General features: G+C 57.2%; 17 protein-coding genes. 13 read left to right on the top strand and 4 right to left on the bottom strand.

What is annotated here, in order from left to right:
- Window positions 1-39 precede the first annotated feature (39 nt).
- The 6 genes from truB (at window position 40) to ACR0J0_RS15305 (ending at window position 4,732) form a co-directional block, all read left to right on the top strand.
- Window positions 40-945 carry a tRNA pseudouridine(55) synthase TruB gene (gene truB / locus ACR0J0_RS15330; protein WP_480665018.1) on the top strand — a complete coding sequence of 302 codons (906 nt, stop codon included), beginning with the start codon at window positions 40-42 and terminating at the stop codon, window positions 943-945.
- A 21-nt stretch (window positions 946-966) separates the two neighbouring features.
- Window positions 967-1,470 carry a DUF1643 domain-containing protein gene (locus ACR0J0_RS15325; RefSeq protein WP_480665017.1) on the top strand — a complete coding sequence of 168 codons (504 nt, stop codon included), beginning with the start codon at window positions 967-969 and terminating at the stop codon, window positions 1,468-1,470.
- A gap of 95 nt (window positions 1,471-1,565) precedes the next feature.
- Window positions 1,566-2,588, top strand: coding sequence for a calcium-binding protein (locus ACR0J0_RS15320; protein ID WP_480665016.1), 1,023 nt, complete (start codon window positions 1,566-1,568; stop codon window positions 2,586-2,588).
- Window positions 2,589-2,731: 143 nt separating this feature from the next.
- Window positions 2,732-3,001, top strand: a complete 270-nt coding sequence (rpsO, locus tag ACR0J0_RS15315; RefSeq protein ID WP_170613058.1) for a 30S ribosomal protein S15 — start codon at window positions 2,732-2,734, stop codon at window positions 2,999-3,001.
- 328 nt (window positions 3,002-3,329) lie between these two features.
- The gene (locus ACR0J0_RS15310) at window positions 3,330-3,968 is read left to right on the top strand and encodes an outer membrane protein (RefSeq protein ID WP_480665015.1); all 639 of its coding nucleotides are present in this window, start codon (window positions 3,330-3,332) and stop codon (window positions 3,966-3,968) included.
- A 113-nt stretch (window positions 3,969-4,081) separates the two neighbouring features.
- A complete protein-coding gene (locus ACR0J0_RS15305) occupies window positions 4,082-4,732 on the top strand; it encodes a sulfotransferase family 2 domain-containing protein (RefSeq protein WP_480665014.1) in 651 nt (216 codons plus the stop codon).
- An 84-nt stretch (window positions 4,733-4,816) separates the two neighbouring features.
- On the opposite strand, the gene ACR0J0_RS15300 is transcribed toward ACR0J0_RS15305, so the two are convergent.
- Both ACR0J0_RS15300 and ACR0J0_RS15295 read right to left on the bottom strand, forming a co-directional pair.
- Window positions 4,817-6,418, bottom strand: a complete 1,602-nt coding sequence (locus ACR0J0_RS15300) for a BCCT family transporter (RefSeq protein ID WP_480665013.1) — start codon at window positions 6,416-6,418, stop codon at window positions 4,817-4,819.
- A gap of 254 nt (window positions 6,419-6,672) precedes the next feature.
- A complete protein-coding gene (locus ACR0J0_RS15295) occupies window positions 6,673-8,241 on the bottom strand; it encodes an arylsulfatase (RefSeq protein WP_480665012.1) in 1,569 nt (522 codons plus the stop codon).
- Window positions 8,242-8,390: 149 nt separating this feature from the next.
- On the opposite strand from ACR0J0_RS15295, the gene ACR0J0_RS15290 reads away from it, so the two are divergent.
- The 3 genes from ACR0J0_RS15290 to ACR0J0_RS15280 all read left to right on the top strand — a co-directional run bounded on the left by ACR0J0_RS15290 (window position 8,391) and on the right by ACR0J0_RS15280 (window position 12,122).
- Window positions 8,391-9,293 carry a LysR family transcriptional regulator gene (locus ACR0J0_RS15290; protein ID WP_480665011.1) on the top strand — a complete coding sequence of 301 codons (903 nt, stop codon included), beginning with the start codon at window positions 8,391-8,393 and terminating at the stop codon, window positions 9,291-9,293.
- Between the two features lie 195 nt (window positions 9,294-9,488).
- Window positions 9,489-11,639 (top strand): polyribonucleotide nucleotidyltransferase, encoded by a 2,151-nt coding sequence (gene pnp / locus ACR0J0_RS15285; protein WP_480665010.1) that lies wholly within the window; start codon window positions 9,489-9,491, stop codon window positions 11,637-11,639.
- A 93-nt stretch (window positions 11,640-11,732) separates the two neighbouring features.
- On the top strand, window positions 11,733-12,122 hold the full coding sequence (locus ACR0J0_RS15280) for a nuclear transport factor 2 family protein (protein WP_480665009.1): 390 nt from the start codon (window positions 11,733-11,735) through the stop codon (window positions 12,120-12,122).
- 3 nt (window positions 12,123-12,125) lie between these two features.
- Here the strand turns inward: ACR0J0_RS15280 and ACR0J0_RS15275 are convergent, their stop codons facing one another.
- A complete protein-coding gene (locus ACR0J0_RS15275) occupies window positions 12,126-12,761 on the bottom strand; it encodes a DUF1326 domain-containing protein (protein ID WP_480665008.1) in 636 nt (211 codons plus the stop codon).
- Window positions 12,762-12,998: 237 nt separating this feature from the next.
- On the opposite strand from ACR0J0_RS15275, the gene ACR0J0_RS15270 reads away from it, so the two are divergent.
- From ACR0J0_RS15270 to ACR0J0_RS15255, 4 genes are all read left to right on the top strand, one after another.
- Window positions 12,999-13,271 carry a PepSY domain-containing protein gene (locus ACR0J0_RS15270; RefSeq protein WP_480665007.1) on the top strand — a complete coding sequence of 91 codons (273 nt, stop codon included), beginning with the start codon at window positions 12,999-13,001 and terminating at the stop codon, window positions 13,269-13,271.
- 23 nt (window positions 13,272-13,294) lie between these two features.
- Window positions 13,295-13,816: a helix-turn-helix transcriptional regulator gene (locus tag ACR0J0_RS15265; protein WP_480665006.1), complete on the top strand. Its 522-nt coding sequence runs from the start codon at window positions 13,295-13,297 to the stop codon at window positions 13,814-13,816.
- A 140-nt stretch (window positions 13,817-13,956) separates the two neighbouring features.
- The gene (locus ACR0J0_RS15260; RefSeq protein WP_480665005.1) at window positions 13,957-14,646 is read left to right on the top strand and encodes an outer membrane protein; all 690 of its coding nucleotides are present in this window, start codon (window positions 13,957-13,959) and stop codon (window positions 14,644-14,646) included.
- Window positions 14,647-14,716: 70 nt separating this feature from the next.
- The gene (locus tag ACR0J0_RS15255; protein ID WP_480665004.1) at window positions 14,717-15,439 is read left to right on the top strand and encodes a glycosyltransferase family 25 protein; all 723 of its coding nucleotides are present in this window, start codon (window positions 14,717-14,719) and stop codon (window positions 15,437-15,439) included.
- A 56-nt stretch (window positions 15,440-15,495) separates the two neighbouring features.
- Here ACR0J0_RS15255 and ACR0J0_RS15250 read toward each other — a convergent pair whose 3' ends face one another.
- Window positions 15,496-16,146 carry a peroxiredoxin gene (locus ACR0J0_RS15250; RefSeq protein ID WP_170408508.1) on the bottom strand — a complete coding sequence of 217 codons (651 nt, stop codon included), beginning with the start codon at window positions 16,144-16,146 and terminating at the stop codon, window positions 15,496-15,498.
- Window positions 16,147-16,182: the final 36 nt, after the last annotated feature.

The following is a 16,182-nucleotide window of genomic DNA, read 5'->3' as shown; positions in this document are numbered from 1 at the left end:
CCGCTAACTCGCGCGCCTCGGCAAGATTCTAGGTGTAATATGGGACGCAAACGCAAGGGTCGCGACATTTCCGGTTGGCTGGTGGTGGACAAACCCGCGGGCATGACCTCAACCGCGGTGGTCAACAAGGTGCGTTGGGCGATGGACGCCAAGAAAGCGGGCCATGCGGGCACGCTGGACCCCGAAGCGACGGGCGTTCTGGCCGTGGCGCTGGGAGAAGCGACCAAAACTGTTCCCTACATCACCGATGCGCTCAAGGCATACACCTTCACCGTGCGACTGGGTCAGGCCACTAACACCGACGACGCCGAAGGCGAGGTGATTGCTGAAAGCGATGCGCGCCCTTCAGATGATGATATCAAGCAGGCGCTGGCGCCGTTTCTGGGGGACATCATGCAGGTGCCACCCAAATTCTCAGCCGTGAAGATCGACGGCCAGCGCGCCTATAAGCTAGCCCGCGATGGCGAGGACGTTGAACTGTCGGCCCGCCCGCTATGGGTCGAGGAGTTGATTCTGGTCGACCGTCCCGACGAAGATCACGTTGTGCTGGAAATGACCTGCGGAAAGGGTGGCTATGTCCGCTCTATCGCGCGCGATCTGGGCGCGGCGCTGGGGTGTCATGGCCACGTTAAAGAGCTGCGTCGCATCTGGTCAGGTCCCTTTGAGGTCGAAGATGGGTTGAACATCGAACAGATCGACGAGATGGCCAAGACCACCGCACTGGACGAATACCTGCATCCGCTGGAAACCGGCCTCGCCGACCTGCCTGAATTGAAATGCACCCCCGAAGGTGCCACTCGCCTGCGCAATGGCAATCCGGGTATGGTTCTGGCGTCGGAAGTCGAATACGGCGATGAGGCCTGGGCTTCGCTGGATGGCAAGGCTGTGGCCGTGGGTATCTACAAATCCGGCGAATTGCATCCCAGCCGGGTTTTCGTTGCCTAAACAGCGTGCTAGGCCGGTGGCATGATCACCCGTTCCCACACCAAGGGCGACGCGCCCTCGACCGCCATCTATTCCGATTGCGAGAAGTATCGATACAGCCTGACCCGCATCTGGGATCCGGATGGGCGCAAGGCGTTATTCGTGATGCTGAACCCATCCACTGCGACCGAAGTGCAGAACGACCCAACGGTCGAACGTTGCGAGCGTCGCGCGCGGGCTTTAGGGTTCGGCGCGTTTCAGGTGACCAACATTTTTGCCTGGCGCGACACCGACCCACGCAAGATGCGCGCCGCTGGCGATCCGGTTGGGCCAGAGAATGATGCGGCCATACTGGACGGCGTCGAATGGGCCGATCAGGTCATCGCCGCCTGGGGCACGCATGGTGCACATCTTGATCGCGGGCCCGCCGTGGAAGCCCTGCTGCGCGGCACCGGCCAGCCGCTGTTCCATCTGGGGCTGACCAAGGGCGGGCATCCCAAGCATCCGCTCTATATCGCATACACTCAACAACCCGAACGCTGGTGACCAAAGGTTAACCACGAGTCCAGCTTGGCTTTGACCAACTGACTGACATCATGGGATATTTCACCCTCGGAGCAGTGCGTTCGCGGAGGGTTCCCATGTTTCTGATTGGATTTCTGAGTCTGGCCGCGGTAGGCGGTGCGGCCTACGCGATGGGCGACATATTCGACTCTGACGAAAACTCCGAAGAGGACTATGTCATCGATGATGAACCTCATGAAGTGCCCGACGGGAACTTTCTGGACGTCGGCGAAAACGTCGACGACCCCGAGCCGCCCGAAGTACCCGAGCTTTCGACCGGGACCATAATTTCGGAGTTCGAGGGCGATCTGGTCATTGCCGGCGGCGAAGACACGGATGTCCTGACCGGACAGGATGGGGACGACCAGATCAACGGCTATGGCGGTGACGACACGGTGATCGGGGGCGTGGGCAACGACACCCTGCACGGTGGAGAGGGGGCCGATACGCTGGAAGGCGGCGAAGGCGATGACGTGATGCATGGTGAGGACGGCGATGACGATCTGTCCGGTGATGCTGGCGACGACGCGCTTTACGGGCATTTCGGCGCGGACAAACTGGACGGCGGCGAAGGCGATGATGATCTGTTCGGCGGCCAGGACAACGACACTCTGACCGGAGGAGCGGGAAAGGATGCGCTGCACGGCGGGTATGGCGACGACGTGCTGGATGGCGGCGCGGGCGAGGACGTGTTGCTTGGCGGTGACGGCAACGATGTGCTGACCGGCGACGACGGCGAAAGTGACGAGTCCATGGATTTTCTGAATGGAGGTGCTGGCGACGATACGATCCTGGCAGATAGCGGAGACATCGTGACCGGAGGCGAAGGTGCGGACAGCATCCAGGTCGCCCCGGAGGATGGCGATGAGGCGGTCCAAATCATGGATTTCGAACCGGGTCAGGACAAGCTGCTGGTATCCTGGGAAGGTGAGGAAGACCCCGACATTCAGATCGAAACCGACGCCGATAACGAAAACCTGACCCGCGTAATGGTCAACGGACAGAACGTCGCCCAATTGCTGGGCGCTGACGGGTTGACGCTGGACGATATCCAGTTGATCAACGGTCAGGACCTGTCGCAGCTCAGCGCACTTAGCTGAACCACCAGAATCCCTTTGCCATTTACCCTAAATGCGCTTATACGCGCCCATCCGCATCGGATTCGGTGCGGTTTTCTCCATGGGCCTGTGCTGGACGACATCCCGGCCTGCGCCATCAACTCTAACCTTTAAAGGAGACCCCGATGTCGATTACTGCCGCTGAAAAAACACGCGTCATGAAAGAATTCGCAACCAAAGAGGGCGACACCGGTTCCCCGGAAGTCCAGGTTGCAATCCTGACCTCGCGCATCAATACCCTGACCGAGCACTTCAAGACCCACAAGAAAGACAACCACGGTCGTCGTGGTCTGCTGAAGATGGTTGCTCAGCGCCGCAAGCTGCTGGACTACCTGAAGGGCAAAGAAGAAGCGCGCTACCAGGACCTGATCAAAAAGCTGGGCATCCGTCGCTAAGCGCCATTTGTGCGCATTGGACGGGGTTTGAGACCCGGTTTGCTGATTGGAACGCCCGCCATCCTGGCGGGCGTTTTTTGTTTCATGTTTCGAACAAAACGTATTACCGGACTTTCAATTCCGAACACGCTTATCCTTGGAAGAGGTCAAAAACAAAGCTGGCTTCCGTCTTTCAAACCAACTGGAATTCGATGGTGATTTTTTGCCAGCCATAAGCGGCTAAATGCCCGCACAATTTACTTAATATTTGCCCGCCCTACCAAATCCCCTATGCTTTCTATACATGCGCATTTATGACGTCAGTTTTTTGGGTTTTAGGAGAGTTTCGATGAAAGCAGTCGCGCTTGTGTATTTTTTGCCGTTGGTCCAGTTCATACCGAACTTGGCGCTGGCGCAGAGCACCGCGACCGGCAGCGCATTTGATGGGGCGTATGTGGGTCTGGAACTCGGCGCAGCAACGTCAGATGGCACGACGGATTACCCTGTTTTGTCCGGCGGAAATGTGAACGCGTCCTTTGACCCGGACAATGGGCGCAGCTTTGGTGCCTTGGCCGGTTATAACCTGCAACGTGGCGATTGGATTTACGGTGCCGAGTTTCGGTATTCGAACATGTCCCACGTTCTGCAAAACGACGCCCCCGATCCCGAGCGGCGCGAGGTTTTGGACTTTTCCGACCTGCGCGGAAGGGTGGGTTATGTGACCGGCGATTTTATGTTCTACGGCGCGCTGGGATGGTCCTGGTCGCGTTTCCGCGTTCATCCCAGTAGAACTTTCAAACCCCGTGACAGTCAGACCACGTTGAATGGCTTCAACATCGGCCTGGGTATGGAGTACAATGTCTCGGAACGTTGGTTCGTAGGCGCGGACTATACCTATCGCGACCTTAGCGGCAGTTTCGACGACGCCTCCAGCGACTCGGACATCGATCTGAGCACAATCACCGCCCGGGTTGCGTATCGGTTCTGAAGAACGCCGAGAGTGTTTTGGCGTGAACTCATTCAGGTGAGTGTGCCGAAGTTCAGGTTTTTCGTGCCATTTGACCCACAGGCTTGTAGGGTTTGTGATTTCGAGGAAGAAAGATGCCAGTTTACCCAAATCACCGCGCGATATTCGTGAACATTCCGAAAAACGGTGGATCAACGCTGACAACGGTGCTGAAACGCAATCGTTTTCTGGGACGACGGGTGAACAATACAGACCCCCGTTGCGATGATTGTGAATTTGTCTCGCAATATCTCGATGTGCTTGGGGATGAGGCCGCCGACTACTTCAAGTTCAGCTTTGCAAGAAACCCCTGGGATCGGTTTGTCTCGGCTTATCACTATGTTTGCCAGAGGCGCCCGGAATTGACTCAGGTGACGTCACACGGATCATTCGCAGAGTTCACCTCCGCATTCTCAGCTGACCCCGAGGCATTCCTGCATATCCGCTATTTCAGACCGCAATGGACCTATCTGACAGACGCCACCGGTGCGGTGCCATTGGATTTTGTCGGTCGGTTGGAAAGGTTCGAAGACGATCTCAAGGTGGTGCTGAAAAAGATAGGGCTGCGGCGCTCGCTCGTACGCCGGAGAAAGCAAACGAAACGCTCTGATTTCCGCGACTATTATGACGATGAAAGCCGCGCAGTGATCGCGCGGGTTTACGAACGGGACATCGACCTGTTGGGGTATGAGTTCGAGGACGGAAACCGGAGACAAAAGTCCGGGGTTCTCGGGTTTCTGAAATAGCCTCTGAGGCACGATCAAGATACCAGGTCAAAACTGAAAATGCCCGCCGAATTGGCGGGCATTTTCAGTTCATGCGATGTCAGCTTACATCTTAGCCCGTTCCGATTTCAGCGCCAGCCACAGGCAGTAGCACATGATCAGAACCACCAGCGTGAACGGAATGCCGGTCGATACCGCCGCGCCCTGCAACGCCGCCAACCCTCCGCCAAGCAGCAACGCAATGGCCACCAGACCTTCCAGAGTGCACCAGAACACGCGCTGGATCACCGGGGCATCCATTTTGCCGCCCGCAGTGATCGTGTCGATCACCAACGATCCGGAATCCGACGAGGTCACGAAGAAGATCACGATCAATATCAACGCGATCGGGGCCACGATACCGTAGAGCGGAAGCTCTTTCAGGAACCCAAACAGCGCGCCTTCGGGGGCGTAGCTTTCGATCACCGTTGCACGGACACCTTCGGCACCGCCTGCGTTCAGCATATCGATGGCTGCGCCACCGAATGTCGACATCCACAGGGCACATACCGCTGTGGGGGCCAGCAATGCACATATGACGAATTCACGCACCGTGCGACCCTTGGAAATGCGGGCGATGAACATGCCCACAAATGGCGACCATGCGATCCACCATGCCCAGTAGAACGTCGTCCAGCCGTGGAAGTAGCTGGTGTCCTCACGACCAAATGGGTTCGAGAGCGCCGGTAAGTGCAACACATAGTCCGTCATCACGTTGAAGTACCGCGCTATCGCAGTGCCGACTCCGGTCACGGCAATCACGAACAGGAACAGGCCAACGGCCATGACCATGTTGATCTCGCTCAGCCTTTTGACGCCTGCATCCATACCCAGCAGAACCGAGCCGAGGGCAATCATGGTGATACCGATGATCAACAGAACGACGACTGTCGGACTGGGTTCGATACCGAAGACTTCGTTCAACCCCGCTGCAACTTGCTGTGCGCCCAAACCAAGTGAGGTGGTCAGACCGAACAATGTGGCAAAGACCGCCAGCGTGTCGATAATATGACCCCACCATCCCCAGACGCGCTCGCCCAAAATTGGGTAGAAAGCGGATCTGAGGGTCAGTGGCAAATCCAGATTATAGCTGAAGATCGCAAGGCTAAGACCGACTGCGGCATAGACCGCCCAGCCTTCAAGGCCCCAATGGTGAATGGTGCCAACGACACCGGCGTATTCATTGCCCGGCACTGCGATGTCGATACCCAACGGAACGGCATTACCATCTTCCGCGAAGTTGTAATAAACCGGCTCCATCACGCCGAAGAACAGCAGCCCAATGCCGATACCGGCGGCGAACATCATCGCGATCCATCCGGCGTAGGAGTAGTCAGGCTTGGCGTCCTTGCCTCCGATCCGAACGCTGCCCACCGGCAGAATGATCAGAACGAGGCAAAACAGGGTGATCGCATCGACCGATAGCACCAGGAACCAGTCAAACGTGCTGGTCAGCCATGGCCTGAGCCACCCAAAGAACGTGGCGGCCGCTTCTTGGTTGGCCAGTGCGATCAGAACGAACGCAAAAATCACGATGCTCGAGATCAGGAAAACGGGGTTGTGGATATCCAGACCGAAGGGCCGGACGTTGTCTTGCCCAAGCTCGTATTCGGTCTCAAAATCATAGATCCGCGGATCCGGATCCAGCATTTTCTTGGTGTCAGCCATTCGACTGCCCTTCTGTTCGCGCAATGCAAACGCCAAGGTATTCTGCCGGATGACGGTTCTGAGTTATCGACTCCCTTGGCGCGCTCCCGTCATGTCGACCTTGGGGGAAGTGTTAACATATTACACTGACACCAAAATTTCACAAAATGCATTCACTTTACCGCATGTTAGCGGCAAACATATTGAAAGGAAAACGCCCACCGAGTAGCGGGCGTTTCAACCTTTTGTTAGCCGGTACGCAATCGCCTGAGACGCTACTGCGACATCCCCCCTTCGCTACTGACCTGCTCCTGAACGTGTGTCTCATTGCCCACGGTTGCGCCGCGCGGTGGAAACTCGGCGAACGTGGCCAGATGCGCCTGAACCAGACGGGCTGCCGGGCCAAAAGCCCACATCTTGTTGCCCATCCAGCGGGTATACATGCCGGATTCCTCGGCCGCCTTTTCGTACGGATCACGGCGCAGATTGAACAGAAGCGGCGCGTTCAGTTCTTCCTTGGGACCAGCCCAGCCTTTCTCCTGAATGGTGAAGTGCGCCTTCCAGTCGTTATAGCGCACCGCCTGCAGGTCAGTGCCTTCATAATAAACGATTTCCTTCCGGTTGCTGCCTGTCTCGCCAGTCAGGTAGGAAAGCTGATTGTAACCGTCCAAATGCACTTTGTACCCTTCGAACCCGTCCAGCAGCTCTGCTGGCAAATCCTGAGAGCCTCCGGCCGCCGCAACAAGTGTCGGCATCCAGTCCATGCCATCAAAGATACCGTTCAGCACCTGACCCTCGGCAATCTGGCCGGGCCAGCGGATGATGGCGGGCACACGGAATCCGCCCTCCCAGGTCGTGCCTTTTTCGCCGTGGAACGGCGTCGTGCCGCCATCGGGCCAGGTCATCGTCTCGGGGCCATTGTCAGACGTAAAAATGACGATGGTATTGTCGGTGATACCGAGCTCTTCCAGATGAGCGGTGACTTTGCCGACATTATCGTCCAACTCTTTCATCACAACGTCCTGCAGCCCACGACCGTCGCCCAGCATCGCCTCGTATTCCGGGCTGAGATGGGTCCAGACATGCGCCCTTGCGGGGGCCATCCAGACGAAAAACGGCGTTTCGCTTTCGACCGCGCGATCAATGAAGTCGAGGGTATGGGCCGTGACCTCGTCATCTAGCGTCTTCTGGCGTTCTGGTGGGGCGGGGCCGTCATCGATGATGCGCTGCTTCCCAACCACGCCCCAACGGGGATTGACGGTTTCGTCCATGGTGTCCGTTGCAAACGAGTGAATGATGTTGCGCGGGCCGAACTGCTGCGCGAACTCCGGATCTTTTGGCCAATCCGGGTCGGACGTGTATTCCATCGCGTTGAGATGATAGAGCCACCCCCAATACTCATCAAACCCTTTGACCGTTGGCAGGAACTTATTGAGGTCACCCAGGTGGTTCTTGCCAAACTGACCGGTCGTATAGCCCAGAGATTTCAGGATATTGGCCAATGTCGGGTCTTCATCACTGAGGCCAACGGGATCGCCGGGCAGGCCAACTGTGTGCATGCCGGTCCGCACCGGGTATTGGCCCGTGATGAAAGCGGACCGACCTGCTGTACAACTGGGCTGCGCATAGTAGTCCGTCAGGCGCGCACCCTGGGCGGCAAGCTGATCGAGATTGGGCGTCTGGATGCTTTTGACACCCTGATGATAACTGCCGAGGCTGGCCCAACCGACATCATCGGCCATGATGACAAGGATGTTGGGTTTTTCGGTTTCTGCAATGGCCGCTGTCGCGACCGCCCAGAGTGCGGTGGCGGCGCTAACCGCTATCGATTTGATCTGAAACACCAGGTTAACCTCCTGAGAACGATGAATATTGGCCAAAACGGCCCGCATGATATGTTCCTAGAGGCTGGCCTGATTGGCTCGCAACATGGGTTTACATTCTTGCAATTTCTGGAACGTAATACGCGATATCTGAAACTTCAGAGGCCGCGATGCTGAACGAAAAATCCCTCTCTGCCTTCCTGAACCTTGCTGAAACCGGAAACTTTCAGGAGGCCGCAAAACGCATGGGCGTATCGAACGCATCATTGTCACGCTATGTCGCGATGGCGGAAAGCCAGGTTGGATTTCCGCTGTTTCACCGCAAACGCGGCAACAGTGGTCTGACCCGCGAAGGGCGGGACTTTCTGCCGGTCGCCAGAAAGCTCCAAACGGACTTGCAGACTTGCGAACGTCAAATCGAATTTATCCGGTCTGATGCGGGGCAGACGGTACGCATCGGCTGTGGGCCACTGACGCCTCGAACGCTGATCAAGCCTGCAATACAGGCAGCTTTGCAGGTATCGCCCGGGTTGCGCGTTCGCGTTTCTGTCAGCGCGCGACAGGCACCGATCGAGATGCTGGAAAGCGGCGAGATTGACATCTACGTCGGCGATCTGACCCACACGCCGGAAACCGAGAATATCGAACTGATGATGTTCGAAAAACGGGCCGTGGTCTTCGGCGCCCATGTCAGCCATCCGCTGCACGACGTTCCTGTGTGCACCCTCAGCGACGTGTTCACCTATCCTTTTGCCTCGCCGCATTTGCACAAACACTGGCGCGCGGCGCTGACCAAAGCCCTTGGTGGCGACGATGGCGCGGCCCAGAAGGTCAAGACATTGCCGCAGATCGAAAGTGACGACTATGCGTTTCTGACCTCTCTTTTGGGCGACGGAAAATGGATCGTCGGTGGGATGCCCGAAACCTTTGCTGAGCTTGTCGAAACTGGCCGGATCAAACTGATCGAGACCGACCCGCAGATCACTTGGAACATTTGCGCTGCACGCAAGGCGGATCAGGATCACATTGCCATCGAACTGCTTTGGCAAAAGTTGTGCGGACTTGCTGCGTGACCAAATTGTCAGCCCCAACGGAGCGGTCGGTTTCGCTTTCCTTTGGGCGCAATCTCATGTATGCGCGCGCTATCTGAGACGTTGTGCCCTGACCCCGGCACTCGAACGGAAGATAAATTGGGGTCGGCGGCAATGGGGCCGCCATGCAAACGGGAGACCCGCAGGGGCGGGAGTGCTCTCATCTAGGATACGCATATGTTTGATGTAACGAAGAAATCGATGCAGTGGGGCGAAGAGACGCTCACACTGGAAACTGGCAAAGTTGCGCGCCAGGCCGACGGCACCGTGATTGCCACGCTGGGCGAAACCAGCGTTATGGCGAACGTGACCTTTGCCAAGCAGCAAAAGCCCGGTCAGGACTTTTTCCCGCTGACCGTGCACTACCAAGAGAAATACTATGCCGCCGGTAAGGTTCCGGGTGGCTTCTTCAAGCGCGAGGCGCGCCCGACCGAGAAAGAGACGCTGACCGCGCGTCTGATCGACCGTCCGATCCGCCCGCTGTTCGTTGACGGCTTCAAAAACGAAGTTCTGGTGATGTGCACCGTGCTGAGCCACGATCTGGTCAACGACCCCGACATCGTCGCTATGATCGCCGCTTCGGCTGCCCTGACCATTTCGGGCGCACCGTTCCGCGGCCCGATCGCCGGTGCCCGGGTTGGTTTCGTGGATGGCGAGTACGTCCTGAACCCGACCGTGGACGACATGCAGGACCTGCGCCTGAATCCTGAACAGCGTCTGGATCTAGTTGTCGCCGGCACCAAGAACGCCGTGATGATGGTTGAATCCGAAGCTTACGAGCTGTCCGAAGCAGAGATGCTGGGCGCCGTGAATTTCGCGCATGAGCAGATCCAGCCGGTTCTGGACCTGATCATCGATCTGGCCGAAGAAACCGCCAAAGAGCCGTTTGAGTTTGAAGCGCCCGATTACTCGGAACTGTACGCCGCCGTTGCGGCCGCCGGTGAAGAGCAGATGCGCGCCGCTTTCGCAATCACCGACAAGCAAGAGCGCACCGCCGCTGTTGCCGCTGCCCGTGAAGCGATCAAGGAAGCGCTGACCGAGGAACAGCTGGAAGACGGCAACCTGGGTTCGGCGATGAAAAAGCTGGAAGCCGGCATCCTGCGCGGCGACGTCGTCAAAGGCGGCAAGCGCATCGACGGTCGTTCGACCACCGATGTTCGCGCGATTGAGGCTGAAACTTCGCTGCTGCCGCGTACCCACGGTTCTGCCCTGTTCACCCGTGGTGAAACACAGGCGCTGGCTGTGACCACGCTGGGCACCGGTGACGACGAACAGTTCATCGACGCGCTGCACGGCAACTTCAAATCGAACTTCCTGCTGCACTATAACTTCCCTCCGTACTCGGTTGGTGAAGTTGGCCGCGTTGGTTCGCCCGGTCGCCGCGAAATCGGCCACGGCAAGCTGGCATGGCGCGCTCTGCAGGCTGTTCTGCCTGCGCCGACCGACTTCCCCTACACTATCCGCGTGGTGTCGGAGATCACTGAATCCAACGGCTCGTCCTCGATGGCTTCTGTCTGCGGCGGCTCGCTGTCGATGATGGATGCAGGTGTTCCGCTGAAAGCACCGGTTGCCGGTGTGGCCATGGGTCTGATCCTGGAAGATGACGGCGAATACGCTGTTCTGACTGACATTCTGGGTGACGAAGACCACCTGGGCGACATGGACTTCAAAGTGGCGGGTACCGAAAACGGCATCACCTCGCTGCAGATGGACATCAAGGTCGCAGGCATCACGCCGCAGATCATGGAAACCGCTCTCGCACAGGCCAAAGAAGGCCGGATGCACATTCTGGGCGAGATGGGCAAAGCCCTGTCAGAGACCAACGAATTCTCGGTCCACGCTCCGCGTATCGAGACCATGAACATCCCGACCGACAAGATCCGCGAAGTGATCGGCTCGGGCGGTAAGGTCATCCGCGAGATCGTGGAAACCTCGGGTGCCAAGGTCGACATCAACGACGATGGCGTCATCAAGATCGCCTCGCCCGATGGTGAATCGATCAAGAAGGCCTACGACATGATCTACTCGATCGTGGCCGAGCCGGAAGAAGGTCAGGTCTACACCGGTAAAGTGGTTAAGATCGTCGACTTCGGCGCTTTCGTGAACTTCTTTGGCAAGCGCGACGGACTGGTCCACGTGTCCCAGATCGAAAACCGCCGCCTGAACCATCCGTCGGATGTTCTGAAAGAAGGTCAGGAAGTAAAGGTCAAGCTGCTGGGCTTTGACGATCGCGGCAAGGTCCGCCTGTCGATGAAAGTCGTCGATCAAGAAACCGGCGAAGAGATCGTTCCCGAGAAGAAAGAAAAGAAAGAGGAAAGCGCAGAGTAATCTGTTCTTCTTTCCAATGACCGAGGCCCCGGCGGAAACGCCGGGGCCTTTTTTTGTGCTACATTGCAACCTGATCCAGCAGGAGGGAAAGCGATGTCAGACAAAGATCGAATTGACCATCTGGCGCGGCAATATTTGCAGGCTATCGAAAGCGATGATGTCTCTCAGATGCTGAGCTTGTTTGCCAATGACGCAACCGCGACCTCACCAATTTCCGGCAAGCAACAGGCGCGGGATTTTTATACCCATGTCATGAAGATTACGAAGGACCGGTCTACCGTACACAAGAACACATTCGCCGATACGTCCAGCGCACTGCAAATGGCGGTGCATTTTGACTACACACGCATCATCCATGACGGTCACCCCGAAACCATCGAGTGTGTGGCCCTTTTCGAACTTACCGAAGATCAGAGCCGGTTCAAATCTGTAACGATCATCTATGACACAGCCCCGGTTCTTGTGGACATTGATGAAGCGTGATCGTCAGTGCGCAACCCCCGACGGTCCGTGCTTCATCACATGCCATTGGCCGTAGCTATCGTTCAGATCCAATTTGATTGCTGCGTCTGCCTTGGTCGAAGCGCTACCGATCTCAGCCAGGGTGAACTCAATACCGCCGGGGATATCGATCCGTACACGATGCGGGCCGCCGCCATGCGGGGCCTGAATCGGCTCTCCTGTTGATTGAAGTACGTCACCGATTGAGACATTGGCCGTGCGCCCTTCCATGTCCATTTCGAAATCAATCGGCAAAAACAGGGTGTCGTGAACCCTCTCGCACATGGCCCTGAACACGAACCAATGTGTTGCCATTTCTTCGGTTTCTTCGCCGTGAAAAACCTTTTCCAATGCTGCGCGCTGCGCCTCTGACGCGCTGGGATCGATGATCACCTGCATCTCGCCGCCACCTTCGAAAATCGGACCCGGCCAGGCGTAAATCAGGGCAGCTTTTGTGCCGCTCAAATCCGTATCGCCGAAATGTCCTTTTTTGATCTCAAGCACTTCGAACCCGCGACAATGCCCATGAGTGGGCAACTCTTCGAACTGGCATGGACATGCATAGCCGCAGTTACAGTTCCCAAAAGCATCGCCTTCAACATACCAATCAGTAAATGCCATCGTCATCTCCTGTTACGCACAGTGTGAAATCCCGACGTCGTTGGTTGCTGCCTGTAGATTTTCCCCCACGACACCCTATCACAAAATGCTCAAATCCTGAACCAGACGCCCGAATCCACCGTTTTTGAGGCATAAACCTTGGTTCAATTCGACCCAAATCAACCAAAAGCCAATCGCAGAGCGTCCCGCAGCCCCCCAGTTCGATCACATCGCCACAACGCAAAAAGGAGATGCGATATGGAAACCTTGAAACTGCTGACTTTGACCGGCCTGATTGCGACCGCACCGGTCCTTGCGCTGGCCAATGTTGGGCTGGGTGACAAGCTGGGCACCACCGAGGCCGATATCCGCGCCGCTCTGGAGGGGCAGGGATACCAGATCGAAGAGATCGAATTCGAAGATGGCGAGATCGAGGTTGAACTCGTCAAGGATGGCGTGGAAACTGAACTGGTCCTGTCCGAGACCGATGGCGTGGTGACCGCCATCGAACTGGAAGAGGACGACGACTGAACACGTGATGTCAAAGGGGCCGTATGAAGATTTCACAAACGTCTTTGCTCTGGCTTCTTCTGGTGGTGCAGGCCCTCTGCGCCGCCTTTTTCATGACCGACGCGGCTCTGGACTGGACCGGAGGGGAAAGCGCCGGTTTTCGCCACCTGCACGCGTTCGAACTGGTTCTGGCGCTGGCATTGGTCGGAGGGCTGACCGCCACAATCGCCCTGATCCGCTCTCAGGTCAGACGGGTATACGACTTGCAGCGGCAATTGCACATCGCGCAAGGCGCATTCGCCCGGATCATTGAACACCAGTTCGATGAATGGCAGCTAAGCGATGCTGAACGGGACGTCGCGATGTTGTCGATCAAGGGCCTGACCATAGCTGAAATGGCTGAACTGCGACAGACCAAAGAGGGCACGATCAAGGCACAGTGCGCTGCGGTTTACCGCAAGGCGGGCGTCTCTGGGCGGTTGCAGTTGCTGAGCTACTTCGTCGAAGAACTTCTGTCTGAACCGCTGATCAAAAACCCTGATGACAGTGCGGGTTCGGCGGTCTGAACTGACGACTTACAGTCTCCGGGTTATTCATTCACACTGCCCAAATAACCTGTGAAGCGAAGTGAAGGCCCGCCACCTTCCTTTCGTCCCCGCGGTTCCCACATCTGCGCAAGACAGACCACGGAACAAAGGACTTGATTATGGTTAAGCGTCTTATTCTCGCCTCAGCGGCCCTGACAATCAGCGCATCCGCGCTGGCCGCGCAAAGCCTGTCGGACGGCCTCTACGTTCAGGGCTTCGCCGGGTACAGCCAGTTGCAGGACAGCGACTTCAGCGGAACGATCAACGGATCGACCCAATCCGTGGATGCAGACTTTGATGGCGGTTACGGGCTGGGTATCGCCGTCGGCAAAGAGATCCCGCAATGGTCGAACGACCAGATCGGCACCCGGATCGAGCTTGAGCTGTCCTATCGTGACAATGATGTGGATGGCGTGAACTTCTCGGGCAACGGTCCCGGCGCCGAAGCCAACATTTCGGGCGACGTGACGCAAACATCGTTGTTTGCCAATGTGCTGGTCGATTTCAAGCAAGCCGGAGCGTTCACCCCATATGTCGGCCTGGGTCTGGGGGCCACCTATTCCGATCTGGACTTTGCGTACGGACCGGGCGTCGCGCTGAACGACACCGACACGACCTTTGCTGCGCAAGTTATTGCCGGTGTCGCCTACGAGGTCAGCACGAACACCGACCTGACTCTGGACACTCGTTATACTCGCGCATTCGACGTTTCTTCTGCGCGTTTGGCCCCAAATGGCACCTCAACTGGTACAGTTGAGGACGACATCGACGCCTTCAGCGTCAACTTTGGCCTGCGCTACGGCTTCTGATTGACTGGGCGGAAGGGTTTCTGTCTGGTTTCTCTTCCCCCTCTGCCCCCCGTGTTCTATGCACTGTGGCATGAAGTCTTTTGTGATCCATATGACCTCAAGCGCAGCCCGGCGTCCCAACGCCGAAAGGCTATGCTCTGAACTGCCCAACGCCGAGTTGTTCGAAGCCGTAAACGGCAAAGACCCCGAACAGATCGCGGGCATTCAGTTGTTTCCCGGCGATTTGTATCGCCCCAGATACCCCTTCGCATTGAAGCCGGCCGAGATTGGCGTCTTCGAGAGTCACCGTCGCATTTGGCGCAAGATGGTGGATGAGAAAATCGATCGGGCGATCATCACCGAGGATGATCTGCGCGTGGACGCCTGCCGCATGGCCGAAGCCTTGGAAATGCTGGAACCGCTGGCCACCCCGGATCACTATATCCGCATTCCGGTAAAGCAACGCGAAGAACCGTCGCAAACCCTGGCCCAGCATAACGGGCTGCGCCTGATCCTGCCCAGGGTGATTGGCCTGCAATGTGTTTGCCAGATGGTCGGACGCCGTGCGGCCGAGCGGTTGCTAGCCGTAACCAATCAGATCGACCGACCGGTTGATACGTTCCTGCAGATGCATTGGGTGACAGGACAGCCAATTCTTTCATTGCAGGGAAGCGGTAACAAGGAAGTGGCTGGCGAAATCGGGGGCTCGACCATTCAGACAAGCCCGCCTCTGGCCGACAAACTGACGCGTGAGTTTAAGCGAGCTTCGTATCGCAGGAAACTGTACCAGTTTCCGCAACGATCTGCGGCCTGACAGAAAACTCGGCCAAATTGAAAACGGGCGGGGCTTTGTGCCCCGCCCGCATTGTTTTAACTGGGCGCTTTGGTTTTTCGCAGATACGGGAAGATCGTTTCGAACTCGCCAAACTTCTCTTTTGCTTCATCATTCGAGACGGCGGGCGGAATTATCACGTCTTCGCCCGGCACCCAGTTCGCAGGGGTGGCAACGCCTTTGGCGCTCATCTGCAGGCCATCCAGTGCGCGCAGGATTTCCGCAAAGTTGCGGCCCACGGTCATCGGGTAGGTCATCGACAGTTTCAGCTGTTTGTCCGGGCCGATGATAAAGACGGAACGTACGGTAGCACTGTCGGCGGGGGTGCGGCCATCGGGCAGGTAGGCCTCGGCCGGCAGCATGTCGAACGCCTTGGACACGGCCAGCCCGTCATCGGCGATGATCGGGAAACCGGGGTTGGCATTGCCGTATGCCTCGATGTCTTTCTTCCACTTCTTGTGGTCTTCGACACCATCGACCGACACACCAATCACCTTGGTGTTGCGTGCCGCCCATTCATCGTTCAGCTGTGCAACGGCCGAGAACTCGGTGGTGCAGACCGGAGTGAAATCCTTGGGGTGCGAGAACAGGATCGCCCAGCTGTCACCAATCCAGTCATGGAACTGAACGGTGCCCTGATCCGTTTCTGCGGTGAAATTCGGAACGGTGTCGTTGATGCGCAAACCCATGGTACATCTCCTTTTCTTTGAAATATCCGAGTCGGT

The sequence above is a fragment of the Ruegeria sp. BF12 genome, from assembly GCF_056538705.1.
Note: the sequence above shows the minus strand (reverse complement) of the source record. Positions and strands in the feature narration are given on the sequence as shown.

Excerpts from the sequence above, each read along its gene's own strand:
- truB (WP_480665018.1), top strand. The coding sequence starts at position 40 with ATGGGACGCAAACGCAAGGGTCGCGACATTTCCGGTTGGCTGGTGGTG.
- ACR0J0_RS15325 (WP_480665017.1), top strand. The coding sequence starts at position 967 with ATGATCACCCGTTCCCACACCAAGGGCGACGCGCCCTCGACCGCCATC.
- ACR0J0_RS15320 (WP_480665016.1), top strand. The coding sequence starts at position 1,566 with ATGTTTCTGATTGGATTTCTGAGTCTGGCCGCGGTAGGCGGTGCGGCC.
- rpsO (WP_170613058.1), top strand. The coding sequence starts at position 2,732 with ATGTCGATTACTGCCGCTGAAAAAACACGCGTCATGAAAGAATTCGCA.
- ACR0J0_RS15310 (WP_480665015.1), top strand. The coding sequence starts at position 3,330 with ATGAAAGCAGTCGCGCTTGTGTATTTTTTGCCGTTGGTCCAGTTCATA.
- ACR0J0_RS15305 (WP_480665014.1), top strand. The coding sequence starts at position 4,082 with ATGCCAGTTTACCCAAATCACCGCGCGATATTCGTGAACATTCCGAAA.
- ACR0J0_RS15300 (WP_480665013.1), bottom strand. The coding sequence starts at position 6,418 with ATGGCTGACACCAAGAAAATGCTGGATCCGGATCCGCGGATCTATGAT.
- ACR0J0_RS15290 (WP_480665011.1), top strand. The coding sequence starts at position 8,391 with ATGCTGAACGAAAAATCCCTCTCTGCCTTCCTGAACCTTGCTGAAACC.
- pnp (WP_480665010.1), top strand. The coding sequence starts at position 9,489 with ATGTTTGATGTAACGAAGAAATCGATGCAGTGGGGCGAAGAGACGCTC.
- ACR0J0_RS15280 (WP_480665009.1), top strand. The coding sequence starts at position 11,733 with ATGTCAGACAAAGATCGAATTGACCATCTGGCGCGGCAATATTTGCAG.
- ACR0J0_RS15275 (WP_480665008.1), bottom strand. The coding sequence starts at position 12,761 with ATGGCATTTACTGATTGGTATGTTGAAGGCGATGCTTTTGGGAACTGT.
- ACR0J0_RS15270 (WP_480665007.1), top strand. The coding sequence starts at position 12,999 with ATGGAAACCTTGAAACTGCTGACTTTGACCGGCCTGATTGCGACCGCA.
- ACR0J0_RS15265 (WP_480665006.1), top strand. The coding sequence starts at position 13,295 with ATGAAGATTTCACAAACGTCTTTGCTCTGGCTTCTTCTGGTGGTGCAG.
- ACR0J0_RS15260 (WP_480665005.1), top strand. The coding sequence starts at position 13,957 with ATGGTTAAGCGTCTTATTCTCGCCTCAGCGGCCCTGACAATCAGCGCA.
- ACR0J0_RS15255 (WP_480665004.1), top strand. The coding sequence starts at position 14,717 with ATGAAGTCTTTTGTGATCCATATGACCTCAAGCGCAGCCCGGCGTCCC.
- ACR0J0_RS15250 (WP_170408508.1), bottom strand. The coding sequence starts at position 16,146 with ATGGGTTTGCGCATCAACGACACCGTTCCGAATTTCACCGCAGAAACG.